This window comes from Shewanella sp. GD04112, assembly GCF_029835735.1.
Taxonomy (GTDB): Bacteria; Pseudomonadota; Gammaproteobacteria; order Enterobacterales; family Shewanellaceae; genus Shewanella.
In genome coordinates, this window is record NZ_JAOEAL010000001.1 from 4062922 (window position 1) to 4076838 (window position 13917).

General features: G+C 49.3%; 10 protein-coding genes. 7 read left to right on the forward strand and 3 right to left on the reverse strand.

Going from position 1 to position 13917, the window contains the following annotated elements; translation table 11 throughout:
* The first annotated feature begins 7 nt into the window (after nt 1-7).
* The 4 genes from N7386_RS17875 (at nt 8) to N7386_RS17890 (ending at nt 4611) form a co-directional block, all read left to right on the forward strand.
* Nucleotides 8-406 carry a hypothetical protein gene (locus tag N7386_RS17875; RefSeq protein ID WP_279770106.1) on the forward strand — a complete coding sequence of 133 codons (399 nt, stop codon included), beginning with the start codon at nt 8-10 and terminating at the stop codon, nt 404-406.
* Nucleotides 407-988: 582 nt separating this feature from the next.
* Entirely contained in the window at nt 989-2680 is a 1692-nt protein-coding gene (locus tag N7386_RS17880) for a FapA family protein (RefSeq protein WP_279770108.1), read from the forward strand.
* A gap of 239 nt (nt 2681-2919) precedes the next feature.
* A complete protein-coding gene (locus N7386_RS17885) occupies nt 2920-3297 on the forward strand; it encodes a DUF4144 domain-containing protein (RefSeq protein ID WP_011718244.1) in 378 nt (125 codons plus the stop codon).
* A gap of 189 nt (nt 3298-3486) precedes the next feature.
* Entirely contained in the window at nt 3487-4611 is a 1125-nt protein-coding gene (locus tag N7386_RS17890) for a site-2 protease family protein (protein ID WP_279770110.1), read from the forward strand.
* Between the two features lie 86 nt (nt 4612-4697).
* Here N7386_RS17890 and N7386_RS17895 read toward each other — a convergent pair whose 3' ends face one another.
* The 3 genes from N7386_RS17895 to N7386_RS17905 are packed head-to-tail and all read right to left on the reverse strand — an operon-like array spanning nt 4698 to nt 9320.
* Entirely contained in the window at nt 4698-6131 is a 1434-nt protein-coding gene (locus tag N7386_RS17895) for an efflux transporter outer membrane subunit (RefSeq protein ID WP_279770112.1), read from the reverse strand.
* A gap of 4 nt (nt 6132-6135) precedes the next feature.
* Nucleotides 6136-8106 carry a MacB family efflux pump subunit gene (locus N7386_RS17900; protein ID WP_279770113.1) on the reverse strand — a complete coding sequence of 657 codons (1971 nt, stop codon included), beginning with the start codon at nt 8104-8106 and terminating at the stop codon, nt 6136-6138.
* 2 nt (nt 8107-8108) lie between these two features.
* The gene (locus N7386_RS17905) at nt 8109-9320 is read right to left on the reverse strand and encodes an efflux RND transporter periplasmic adaptor subunit (protein WP_279770115.1); all 1212 of its coding nucleotides are present in this window, start codon (nt 9318-9320) and stop codon (nt 8109-8111) included.
* A 351-nt stretch (nt 9321-9671) separates the two neighbouring features.
* Between N7386_RS17905 and N7386_RS17910 the strand changes: the two genes are divergently transcribed.
* The 3 genes from N7386_RS17910 (at nt 9672) to N7386_RS17920 (ending at nt 13869) form a co-directional block, all read left to right on the forward strand.
* Nucleotides 9672-10598, forward strand: coding sequence for a PHB depolymerase family esterase (locus tag N7386_RS17910; RefSeq protein WP_279770117.1), 927 nt, complete (start codon nt 9672-9674; stop codon nt 10596-10598).
* A gap of 192 nt (nt 10599-10790) precedes the next feature.
* A complete protein-coding gene (locus N7386_RS17915; protein WP_279770118.1) occupies nt 10791-13067 on the forward strand; it encodes a TonB-dependent receptor in 2277 nt (758 codons plus the stop codon).
* 130 nt (nt 13068-13197) lie between these two features.
* Nucleotides 13198-13869 (forward strand): response regulator transcription factor, encoded by a 672-nt coding sequence (locus tag N7386_RS17920; protein ID WP_011718251.1) that lies wholly within the window; start codon nt 13198-13200, stop codon nt 13867-13869.
* Nucleotides 13870-13917 lie beyond the last annotated feature (48 nt).

A 13917-nucleotide genomic window follows, 5' to 3' on the forward strand; every position in this document is an offset into this window, starting at 1 on the left:
GGCAAGTATGAAGCACATTATTAGTAAAAATATCGGCATTGAAGAATTTAAAAAGAGATTCTCAGAAATCAGAGAAACCTTTCTGGATTCATTAACAGCAGCTAGCGAAGGTTATGAGAACGTAAGATACCTTGCTTGTGATGAAGATGGATCACCTATTAACTGGGTGTGGGACGACGAAACCTTCACCCATAACAAGGAAGAAGGCTCGCTTGAAGAGGCAGTTCAATTTGCCAATAACATGATAGATAGCGGCATGAGTTTCTCCTACATGGGGTGTTTATCAGGCTCCGGTGAGCTTGAAGTTTGGCTGACAACTTTTGAGTCCCCCATAGAAAAACCGACATGGCCAAGCAATAAAGCCCCCCTATTTGAACTGACTCATGGGGGCGTAACACAAGAATAGAAAAGGGGTAATCAAATGTTACGCCATAGAATTTTGAATCCTGACCCTGCGATTTATGCCTAACCTCACGAATGGAAGCAAAGCACCTAGCCCACTTTGCCCCTAAGTTAGATTACTCGAAGATTTTAACGCGCCGCTCCATCTGGATAGAAACCTTCCCCTTAAGAACACCTCAATAATGTCGCGCGGCCAAGCCGAGCACTAGCGGCTACTAGATAAGATTTTTATGGTTTTGTGAACGCTATCAAATGCAGTAAGCGCTAAATTATCGAGGGTTTTACCCCTGTGGTGCTGTCCCTAACATACGGGGCAGCGTTGTAAAGTTTAATTTTTTGTTACATGCAAACATTGCGCAGTTTTAGGCTCATGCTGGCGCACAGGCAAAAAACCAAAGATAACACTAAGTTACCGCCTATAACTCCGATAAAAATCTATTTAAAAATCAACACATAGACTATAAGCAACAAAACGCCAACATTTACACCTTTTCGTGCCGAAAAGGCTTCTTTGAGCAAAGTTTCTACTGTTATACTCAGGTTAGCTACTAAAACAAAAATAAAACAAATGGATAGGAAGTGCTCTATGTTGGCCCCTGAACTTCTTGAGCTAAGCAGCGATAAAACCAAGGCGGAATTACGCTTAATTCCGAATGAACACGGTCCCATTACCCGTGATGATGTGATGCGTTTATTGTCCGTGCCAGAGTTCGCCGCCCTATTCCCACTCGAGCCTGCGATAGATAAAGTTATCGCGCAAACCAATTCCCTATGCCATCAAGAAGATGGTAAATACGAGCTATTTGCCGTATTGGCAGAGCGCCGCGATGGCAGCGTAAAAATTGAGCTCAGCCAAGATAAAATGCAAGCTACCATGATCTTAACCGCCCCTTGGGGAGGTAAAGCCGTCGATTTACCCGAAATCCTCACGCAGCTTAAAAAAGACAATGTTTGCATGGGCTTAAGTAAGCTTAAGATCCAAACCTTGCTGCAAAAAATGACCAAGTTAAAACCGGGTGAAAGCTGCCAGAGTGAAATCGCTCAGGGTAAGGCCGCGATCAATGGTCAAAATGCGGTGCTGGAGCGTAAAGTCTCCCTCGCCCGTGAACGCCTATTGCAGCCGCAGGAGCGGGAAGACGGTACTGTGGATATGCGTAATCTCGGGGCGATGATCATGGTCAAGCCCAACGATCTGCTAATGATTAAGCATCCCGCGACCGAAGGGTCTCCCGGCTATAACATTAAAGGCGAAGTCCTTAAGCAAAAACCGGGGAAAGATCTGGTATTACAACCGGGTACTGGTACCGACTTCCACCCGAAAGACCCCAATAAACTCATCGCCACAGTGGCAGGCCAACCCGTTGAAACCCGTACTGGCATGAATGTCGACGATGTGTTGCAACTTAAAGATGTGGATATCAGTACCGGCCATATCAACTTTAAAGGCAGTATTTTAATCACAGGCGATGTGCACGAAGGCATGATGGTTAAAAGCTCAGGCGATATTACCGTGATGGGCTTTGTCGATTCGGCAACTCTCGAGGCCGATGGCGATATTACGGTGAGCAAGGGCGTGATTGGTCGCCAAGTCAGAGTGAATGAGTTCTCCACCAATATCACGGCTCAGGGGCAGATCAGCGCCCAGTTCGTGCAATATTCCCAGTTAACGGCTAAGGGTAATATCCTGATCACTAAGCAATTACTCCACAGTAATACCAAAACCGCAGGCACGCTCACTGTAAGCGATCAGAGCGGCCGCCGTGGTGACTTAGTGGGTGGTGTCGTGCATGCCGAAAAGGGCCTCACCGCCGTCGTGATAGGCGCAACCGCAGGCACCAAAACCGAAGTGTACTGTGCCATGGAACAGGGCGAACTCAAACAGAATCTCAAGCAGCTGGAGGAGAGCGTGCATGCTATGGTGGTGGCGACGCTGGATATCGAGGCTCGCCTGAAAAAACTGCCGCCGAAATCCGAATGGCAGAGCGACCCTATCATGATCGAACAGATCAAGATGATGCTCGATGAGAAGAATCGCATCTTAGCTGAACGTTCTCGCGAAGAATTAGAGTTCGATAGCCTCAAGCAAGAAGTCGAAACCTATTACGACAAGTATCGTATCGATGTGATTAAGCACGTATTCCTCAATGCCAAGTTCCATATTGGTCAAGCCAATCACAGAACCACCCGCGAACACGGTACCTGCTCAATCACCAATCTGAATCAAGAGATTAACTTCGATTACAACGCTAAACCTAAGGCGCAAGCGGCAAGCCATTAACAGGGCAATCATCAACACCCGCTAAGGGTTCATTCCATTGAGTGAACTCTTAGCGCGAATGCTTAGCCTGAATGCTTTGCTGCCCGCCATGCTCCCCCATTTAGGCGACTTGCCAGAGAAAATCCCCCAACGCCTTTCATCTTCGCCTAGGTCGGTGGCATACTGACCTCAATACAGCCCTTTAGCACAGACTCTGTCGGCTAAAAGGCTAAGCACATAAAAAGCCTACGGGATTGCGCATGACTCAAGTGAAAATGGCAGACATTGAATGGCCTGCGGTAGTCAAACTCACTCAAAATGACGAACTACTCTACCTCGCCCATCAACGGGATTGGTTAGAACTTGCCTGCCTGTATCAGCATCAATTTGTCGACACGGATCTGTTACTCGACAGTCTCGGTAATCAATATCTGATCCGCGCCACTCCAAGCACCATTCATGAAGATCCCATAGGCGAGCTACCTAAGCTCCTCAAACAAGAGCAAAAATTGCCGCTTACCGACTTTATCAAATGGGTACAAAAGCACGCCAATGCCATAGGCCAGTGCTGCGTTGCTAAGTTAGCCTTCACCACCTTGGCCCAAGGGATGGAAATCGTTCGCAGCTTAGATGACTAACCCAGCTCAAAGAAATCGCGAGCGATCACAATAAAAATTAAGATGATCCTAAAAGCTAATATCCTCAGTCACATTTCACAGGCATAATTTGTCATACACGGCTCAGGCCGTTTTGCCCAAAGCGATTGATATTTATATGCCAAATTATCGCTGGGCATCATTCGGATACACATACAAACGGACCCTAAATTGGAACTACTTAAGATTGACTGCTTAGGCAAATTGCTGCGTTTGGAAGGCTCACTCGCAGGTTGGCAACAACTCTTTTGGGACAATACCTTAGTCTCACAAAAAGCCGCATCGGTCGAAAATGGCGGCCTCAAAGTCCATGAATTTGAACTCACCCAGCACCAGAGCCAATTGGCCAGCGATACCGGCGAAACACAGGTTTTAGAACACAAAATCTTGGTACGTCTCGAGACCGACGTGGTTTGGCAGCCGTTTCGATTCGATTACCGCCTGTTGGTCGATGAGGAAGTGATAGCCCAAGGCACTCGCACCGAGAAAGATATCGAGCGTCAAACCCCTGAAATCCCCGTGACTAATCCACAAAAAATCAGTTTTGTCGGCTTAGCCTCCCTCGGCTTTAAGCTGCTCAAGAGTGCCAAAGTAATTAAAGTGGTGCTCGCAGGCGCGAGTGTGGCGGCCTATTCTTGGCTGTTTTCCTTCCAATTTGCCTTGGCGCTTATCGCCTGTTTGGTCTTCCACGAATACGGCCATATCCGCGCGATGAAGTATTTTGGGATGAAAACCAAAGGGATTTATCTCATCCCCTTTATGGGCGGACTCGCGCTGAGCGATGAAAAGATTAACACCCGCTGGCAGGATGTGGTCATCTCGATTATGGGGCCAACCTTCGGCCTGTTGATGTCGATAGGCTCGCTTATCGCTTACCACATGACGGACAATGTCTTCTTTGCGGGGCTTGCGGCCTTTAACGCGCTACTTAACCTGTTTAATTTATTGCCGATTTTACCCCTCGATGGCGGCCATATTTTAAAGAGCATTAGCTTCTCGATGAACAGCATCATGGGCTTAATCGCCTGTGTGATTGGCGCCGCCTTTGGGGTGTATATCAGCTATACCTTGGGCCTTGCCCTGCTCGGTTTCCTATTGCTTATCGGTAGCTTAGAGATAGTGTTCGAGTGGCGTACCCGCCATCAAAGCCACCTATTGCCGCTAGATAGATATGGGCAGATTTTCTCGACCATTTGGTATCTGGTCACCGTTGCCGCCCTCGTCGGCATTATCTGGCACTTAGCGGGCACGGGCGATGATATGTTAAGCCTGCCACTGCATATTCTGCGCAGCTAATCACGACTCGCATTAAGATAAAAGCGAGATAATAAAAAACCGCTATAGCCTTAGGCATCGCGGTTTTTTATTTATGAATGATTCAATTAGTTATCCGCTAATGGCGGCGCTATATCGCCCCCACCTAAGGCTTGGTAGAGTGTCGCTTGGGCCGTTAATTGGTTATAGCGATTCTCCAGCAATGCGGCCTCGGCGCTGCGGCGATTCTCCTGCGCATCGATCCAATTTTGAATGCCGATAGCACCATGGCGATATTGGCTCTCATAAATGGCTTCGGCCTGGGCGGCGGCGCTAAATTGCAGCTCAAGCTTCTCACCTTGGTAAGCGTATTGCTGCTTGGCCGAGATGGCGTTATCCACATCCTCGAAGGCGCTGTAGAGGGTTTTACGATAGCTGACGATGGCCGATTGATAGTCGATATCGGCAATATCATTGTTGATTTGCATTTGATTCCATTGCAAAAAAGGCAGCACTAAGCCCGCACCTAAACTCCCCACGGGATTACGCAATAGCTCTTTTAGCTCTGAGGTCGACTCCCCTACGCTGCCAGTCAAACTCAAGCTTGGGAAGTAACTGGCATAGGTCGCATCCTTACTGGCGAGCGCCGAGCGCAATTGATACAGGGCCGCCTTCACATCGGGACGACGGCCGACCAAGTCGGCGGGAATGCCGACGCCAACCTCAGGCACCGCACTGTCCGGCAATTGCTTGATCTCAACCGCCACTTGCCCCGGGGCACGATTGAGTAAGATCGCCAGAGCATTCTCGGCTTCAACCAACTGTTGCAGCAGTTGGCTGTGGGAGGCCTCTTGCCCCGCTAAACTGCGTTGGGATTCGAGCACATTCAGCTCTGTCACAGCGCCCGAGGCATATTGGCGCTGGGTTAACGCCAGCGTTTGCCGACTGTGTTCAATACTCTTATTGCTCAGTTCAATCCGCTGATGCAAATAGCCAATCTGCCAATAGAGTGACGCCGTCGTCGCGACGAGACTCTGCGCCGTGCTCTCCCTATCTTCGAGACTTGCCAGCGCAGTCCATTGAGCTTGGTCGATATTGGCCGACACTTTGCCCCAGAGATCCACCTCATAGCTTACCGACAGGTTCGCCTGAAATGCCTTGCTCGAACTGCCGCCCTCCAGTGGTTTATTCACCGAGGCCGTATTATTGGAGCTGAGCTGTGGATACAGATCATCCCGCGCTAACCCCGCCTGTAAACGCGCCTTTTGCAAGGTTAAGGTGGCGAGCGTCAGGTCATTATTACTGCTGAGCACTTGGCTAATCAGCTGATCCAATTCGGGTTGATTAAACTTCTGCCACCAAGGGTCTAGGCTCACTTGACCATTCACTTGGGTGTGCTGCCACTGCTCAGGCACCTGTAAAGCAGGCGGTTCAAAGTCGGAGCGCATCAGCGCGCCACAACCTGACAGCAGCGCAATGCTGATGGCAATCACGCTGAGCTTGAGCGTTGAACCGACACGGCGGCTTACTTCGTTTTGATGCGTTAAAACTCGATTATTCATTCAGTTACTCTCTCGCTAGGGCATCAACAGGGTCTAAACGCGCCGCATTACGAGCGGGCAGGAAGCCAAACAACACCCCGATTAAGGTAGAGCAGGCGAAGGCGGCAACAATAGAAGTCGTCGAATAAATCATCTGGAAACTGCCTCCCGCTTGGGCAAACACCACGCCAATCAAATAGGCCAAGGCCACCCCAAGCGCGCCGCCGCACAGACAAACCAACACGGCCTCAATTAAAAACTGCCGCAGAATATCGCTCTGGCGCGCCCCAACCGCCATGCGAACACCAATCTCGCGGGTGCGCTCGGTCACCGACACTAGCATGATATTCATCACCCCAATACCGCCCACGACGAGGGAAATCACCGCAATGGCCGAGATTAATAGCGTCATGGTCGCGGTAGTTTTCTCGATATTCTGGCGAATGGTATCCGTGTTAATGGTGAAGAAATCCTGGGTGCCGTGGCGCATCTTCAGCAGGCTAATAATGCCCTGCTCCGCCGCATTGCTCGGCACCGACTCATCGAGTCGCACGGTAATGCCATCTAAGTATTTTTTACCTACCATACGGCCAGAAACCGTCGTGTAAGGCACCCACACATTGAGGGCATCACTATTACCAAAGGCGCTTTCCTTAGGCTGAGTCACACCAATAATCCGCACCGGTAAATCCCCGAGGAAGATGACTTCCCCGATGGCAGAATTCATAGCGCCGCTACTGTTAGGGAACAGCTGTTTACGGGTGTTCTCGTCGATCACCGCATCTTGGGCTAACGCATTAACACTGTCATCGTCCCAAAACTGTCCTTGGGCAAGCTCATAGCCTCGAACACGGAAGAACTCTGGCCCTACGCCATTCACAGTCGCCGTGACCGCCTTATTGCCATAACGCACAGTCGCACTCGAGCCAATGCTCGGGGTGACGCTATCGACATAGGGTAAGTTTTTCAGTGCGTTGGCATCGCTTGCGGTCAAAGTTCGCACCCTTGCCGAGCGCCTATCACCAAAGCCTGAGCCGGGGCGAATGTCTATGGTATTGGTGCCCATCGAACTAATGCTCTTTAAGATTTCCCGCTGCGAGCCTTCCCCCAGCGCCACTACAGACACCACGGAGGCTATACCGATAATAATCCCGAGCATAGTTAAAAAGGTGCGCAATCTATGGGTCGACATCGCCAGCAGCGCCATTTTCAGGGCTTCGGCATATCTGTCCCATGCCGCCACGCGGGTGCGTGCCTTAGTCTTGGCGGGGATCACTTCGGTCTTAGGCACAGGCGCAATATTGGAGGCGGGATTAGGCTCATCGCTGATAATCACCCCGTCCTTAATCTCGATAATACGGTCGGCATGCTGGGCCACATGCATATCGTGGGTCACGATAATGATGGTCTGGCCCTCGCGGTGCAGCTCCTGTAACAGCCGCATCATTTCTTCGCCGCTGTGACTATCTAAGGCGCCAGTCGGTTCGTCGGCGAGGATCACATCGCCGCCATTCATCAACGCCCGCGCCACACTCACCCTTTGCTGCTGGCCGCCGCTGAGCTGATTCGGCTTATGGTCGAGGCGCTCACCTAAACCCAAACGCGATAATAAGCTTTCCGCCCGCTCCCGACGCTCTAAGCGATCTTTACCCGCATACACGGCGGGCACTTCGACGTTACCCACGGCATTAAGATCGCCAAGCAAATGATATCGCTGGAAAATAAAGCCAAAATGCTCGCGCCTCAGCTTTGCCAGTTCATCCACATCCATCTGCGAGGTATCTTGGCCATCGATAAAGTACGAGCCCTTTGAGGGTTTATCTAAACAGCCCAAGATATTCATCAGGGTCGACTTACCCGAACCCGAGGCGCCGACAATCGCCACCATCTCACCACGGGCGATGGAAAGATTAATATCTTTGAGTACAGTCAGTTGTTGCTCACCCGCCTGAAAACTGCGGTAACAAGCTGAGACTTCCAGTAATGGCTTACTCACGCTTAAAACCTCATTGGTGGGCCACGGAACTTCATGGTCGAACCGTCGGCGGGCATTCCGAGCACCACTTGATCGCCTTCGTTCAGGCCAGACAGGATTTCGGCATTGATTTTGTTATTAATACCGACAGTCACATCCACATATTGCACTTGGTTATTCACCAGCACTGGCACTTGATACTGCGGCCCACGGGATTTGCGATCGCTTGCCGATGCCGCTTTATCCCGCGGTTTAGCTCGTAGCACCTGTGATGGTACTAACAACGCATCATCGGCTTTAGCGAGCACAATCGAGATCTGCGCCGTCATGCCAATACGTAGGGTACGGTCGGGGTTTTCGACATCGAATAAGCCGTGGTAGTAGATGGCGTCCGAATCGCTGGAACTCATATTACTATCGTCACCATCCATGGAGGTGGGGCCGGGTTCAATCGCCCTTAGGGTGCCGCGATAAGGATGGTTGGGACGACCAAGAATCGTAAAGTACACCGCCAGCCCCGGATGCACATTGACTATATCCGCCTCGGAGATCTGTGCCTTGACCGTCATGGTATCGAGCTGCGCCATCTCAACTATGGTTGGCGTAGTTTGATTGGCGTTAACGGTTTGGCCCACTTCAACCGCAGAGTAAACGACCGTGCCATCCATGGGCGCGGTGATCTTGGTATAACCTAAATCGATTCTGGCACTGTCGACATTAATCTCAGCCTGTTGTTTTTGCGCCTGTAACTGCTCAAGCTCAGCTTGATAAACCGTCAGCGTGGCTTCGGCGGCTTCAAAGTCTGCGCGGGAGCTGGCCTTATCGGCAAGCATTTCCTGCTGACGGGTATATTCGAGTTTTGCCTGATGAATTTGCGCCTGCTTAGCGCGGTACTGGGCATTGATACTTTTAAGGGAAGCCAGTGCATTTTGCAGGTTGTTTTGCTGGGCAAGGCTGTCGATTTGCGCGATAAGGTCGCCCTTTTTCACCTCTTGGCCAAGATCCACAGGCAGACTCTGAATTTGCCCCGAGACTTGCGCGCCCACACTCACCAACTTGGAGGCCTGCAACATGCCATTAGCGAGCACCGAGTTTTCAATGTCGCCGCGCTTAACGGGTTCAGTCACATAGCTTGGGGCCGCCTCGGGTTTATGCAGCAGAAAATAAGCGCCGCCCCCGAGGAGGACTAAGCCACTTAAGATCAATATGAGTTTACGCTTTGAGGATTTTTTCATCTGAATCTGGGTGTCCATCAATGCCAATGGGCGCAAGCGTATATCTTGCGGGAGGAAAAATAGTGCAGTCAGTATATAGAGTTAGCTCAGCGCAGTAGACGAAGGAAATGTCGATATCAGGTAAAGATTTGCAAATATCTGTGTAGAAGTTTGAAACAGAGATCACGGCCGTAACAATTCCCACAAACGAGTCCTGATTCGTTTGCGATGGGTTATTGCCTCAACCTTATTGGTATCCGCCATAACAGGCTAATGAACGCAGGGCAGCATCAAGCTCTGGAACTAAAGTGCCATTGTCAGGCGCCGCAAAATTCAGCAAGTTCTCACTATCATGAACTTGGAAGCACTCCTATGCGCAAATTGACACTCATTGCCACTTGCCTCAGCGCACTGTTATTCACCCCAGCCTATGCCCAGAGTGAATATCAGGCATTTAGCGAATTTGGCGCCAATCCCGGTGAGTTAACCGCCTCCTATTTATCGCCCGAAGGCCCAAGCCAAGATGCGCTCGTAGTGCTGCTGCACGGCTGTGTGCAGGATGGCGTGGAACTGGCCAACAATAGCGGTTTAACCGCCCTCGCCCAAGAGAAAAAGTTTAGCTTACTGGTGCCACAACAGAGTTTTGATAACAATGTAAAGCGTTGTTATAACTGGTTTTCAGCGCAGGATACTCAGGTGGATAGCGGCGAGATGCTATCGCTGAAAAACATGATAGCCAAAGCCCAATCCCAATCCGGCGCAAAGCGAGTTTATGTGATTGGCCTGTCCGCCGGTGGCGCCATGGCCAGCGCCGCACTGGTTAACTATCCCGATTTATTCACCGCAGGCGCGGTGATCGCAGGCCTGCCTTACCCCTGCGCCGATAACCTGACCAAAGCCATTTCCTGCATGAAAAAGGGCCCAGCAGAGTCTGTTGAAGAACTGGTGAGTTTTGCCAAACAAGTGCACCCAAACCAACAACACTGGCCCGCCTTAACCGTGTGGACAGGGCAAAATGATGTGGTGGTGAATCCTGAAAATGCCAAACAACTCTCGGCCCAGTGGGTCGCACTGACCCAAGCGAATAAAACACCAAGAGTCGAACAATATGCCGACTATAGTGTTAGCACTTGGTCCGATACGAGTGGCAATAACCTTATTTCGTTAGTCGAAATAAATAATATGGGCCATGGCATTGCCGTTAATCCAGATATTAAAAACGGTGGAAACACGGGAGACTTTTTACTAAAAGCTCCTATCAGCAGCATGCCAGAAATAATCAATCTTTGGGGAATATAGGGTTTAATAATAAATAAACCTTGAGTATCGATATTCAACGTATCGGTATAAAAATAAAAACAATGAGTTAAAAACACATACTACTATAGTACCGATTTAAATTTTAAATAATTACTATAGAGTCAATGTGAATCAGAAAAATAGTAGTAAGTACCAACCTTTAAAAAATAAATACTACAACGGGAAATCTGTATGAAACAGAATACTATCAAAATGAGTTGCATTGCTTTAGCTATCTCATCTGCATTGGCAGCACAATATGCTGTTGCTGAGGATGAAAATAGCACCGGGGAGAAGCAAGCTACCTTAGAACGCATTGAAGTCACCGCTCGTAAGTCCATTGAGAGCCTGCAAAACGTACCTGTTGCAGTGACCTCGGTCAGTGCTGACGATTTGGCGGAAAATGGCATCAGCGTGATGACTGAAATCCAGCAATTTTCACCCAACACCACGCTGCAATCCAGTCGTGGCACTAACTCTACCCTCACGGCCTTTATTCGCGGTGTCGGTCAAGAAGATCCGCTCTGGGGCTATGAGCCCGGCGTCGGTATCTATATCGACGATGTGTATATCGCCCGCCCACAGGGCGCGGTGCTCGATATCCTCGATGTGCAACGTATCGAAGTACTGCGTGGTCCACAGGGCACCCTCTATGGTAAAAATACCATCGGCGGCGCGGTCAAATACGTGACCAAGAAGATGAGCGGTGACGCTGAGTTAAACCTCAATGCCACCATCGGCAGCTACAACCAGCAAGACTACAAAATAGCAGGTCAATTACCTTTAATTGATAACAAGCTGTATATTGGTGGCGCCTTCGCAAGCTTAAATCGCGATGGTTATGGTGACTTCATCACCTCAGCATTACCAGATCAAGATACTGAAAACTATAACAAAGATGTTATGGCGGGCCGTGTGAGCTTAGAATACACGCCAACCGACGATCTGTTTATGCGCCTCAACTACGATAAAACCACAGATGAGTCGAATTCAAAGGGGGGCTACCGCATGCTCCCCAGTGTCCTGACCGATGCCCCAGTACCAGACAGCAAATACGACTCTTACACCAGTATGCCAACCTGGAACAAAGTGGAAACCGAAGGTTGGGGGCTGACCATTGAATACGGCTTGAACGATGATTGGACACTGAAATCCGTGACCTCATCCCGCGAAAGCTATTCGCCCACCAACATCGACTTTGACAACACCAGCCTGCGTATTTTGGACGTTCCAGCCATCTACGATGACGAGCAATTTAGTCAGGAATTCCAAGCTAACTACGACGGCGATAATTTGAAACTCGTATCAGGCCTTTATTACTTTAAAGGCGATTCCTGCGGGATGTTCGATTCCATCCTGTATGAATATTACAAAGCTTATGGTGGTCTTACTCGTGAAGTTCGTGGTTGCAACAACAGTGAAAGCTATGCCGCCTACGCTCAGGGCTCTTACGACATCACGGATAAATTGTCGATGACCGCAGGTTTGCGTTATACCCGCGAAACGAAGGATGCCACTGTCTATAACGGCATCATGTTTACGACGCTTTATCCCGAAACAGGTTGGATCCCAGGATATGTTCGCGATGAAGATGCCATCAACGCCAGTATTCCTAAGGTGTTAGATGATGAGGAAACCTGGTCGAAACTCAATCCACGCTTAGGTTTAGAGTACCAACTCAGCGACGATATGATGCTCTTTACCAGCTATTCACAGGGCTTCAAGTCGGGCACCTTTAACCCAAGGGCAACGGGACCAGAACCCGCAGTAGACCCAGAAGTCGTTGACTCCTATGAACTGGGTATAAAGAGTGAATGGTTTGACAGGCTGCGAGTTAACGCAACCGCCTTCTACTTAGACCATAAAGACAGACAGTTCGTGACCGTATTACCCGGTGAAAACGCGTCCGATCTTAACCAACGTCTAGGCAACATTGGTAAATCGACGGCCACGGGTCTAGAACTCGAAGTGGAATACGCCGCGACTGAGTCATTGAATCTGTTCGCGACTCTGGGCTTAATCGATGCCAGCTTCGAGGAAGTGATCTCCTACGATAGCGATGGAAACCGCATCGATATCAGCGACACTTACACTATCACCAACACCCCTGATACCACGGCAAACGTTGGATTTAGCTACAATATCGACACGGATATCGGCAGCTTTGTGGCCAATGGTAACTACTACTATCGCAGCGACTACGACTTAGCCGTAGTAAATAACCTGTTGAGCCAAGACGGCTATGGCCTGTTAAACCTCGGCTTGAACTGGTACAGCAACGACGGTCACTGGCAAGCGGGTCTGCATTGGAAAAACGTCACTAACGAAGAATATCTGGTCGGTAACTACGCCTTCGTCACCCCAGATGGTAATGGCGGATATATTCCAGGTTTAGGTGGTGACAATACATTAATTGGTTATTATGGCGATCCAGAGACTATCTCTCTCACTGTTGGCTATAATTTCTAGAATATAATGTTATTGACGCATAATAATAACCGACTCCCATGAGTCGGTTATTAATTTAACGGCTTTAAATATTATCTAGCATTAATTTCCAATAGGATTAAACTTGGTTAAAAAATAAAGGGAACGGATTATGTCTCAGATAAAAGTCGCCATTGCTGATGATCATCCATTATTTCGTACAGCCTTAACGCAAGCTGTTCTCAAGAATGTGAATACAGCGGAAGTATTGGAAGCAGAAAACTTTCAAGAATTAATTACGCTCGTTGAGAATAATCCTGATATTGAACTGATCTTTCTCGATTTACATATGCCCGGCAATGAGGGCTTTACTGGCTTAACTCTACTACAGAATCATTTTCCCGATATCGCGGTGATCATGGTGTCCTCCGATGATCAGCCCGAGATTATCCGTAAGGCCATTAACTTTGGCGCCAGTGCGTTTATCCCCAAATCCGCCAGCTTAACCCAGATCTCCACCGCGATTGCTACTGTGCTCGAAGGGGAAGTCTGGCTACCGGAACACACGGATATCAATGTCGATCAGCAAACCGCTGCCGAGCATCAACGTTTAGCGAAGCAACTGGCGCAATTAACCCCACAGCAGTACACAGTGCTGGCCAGCATTGCCAATGGACGCTTAAACAAGCAGATCGCCTATGATCTTGATATTAAAGAGACCACGGTAAAGAAACACGTGTCGGCGATACTGGTTAAACTCGAAGTCTACAACCGCACTCAGGCAGGCTTAGTCTTCCAACAGTTGATGATAACCAGCAACGATAAACCGCCGATCAGCGCCTAACTAACCTAGGCTCCAGAATTCAAACCTAAAGAAAAACAGTGGCACTAA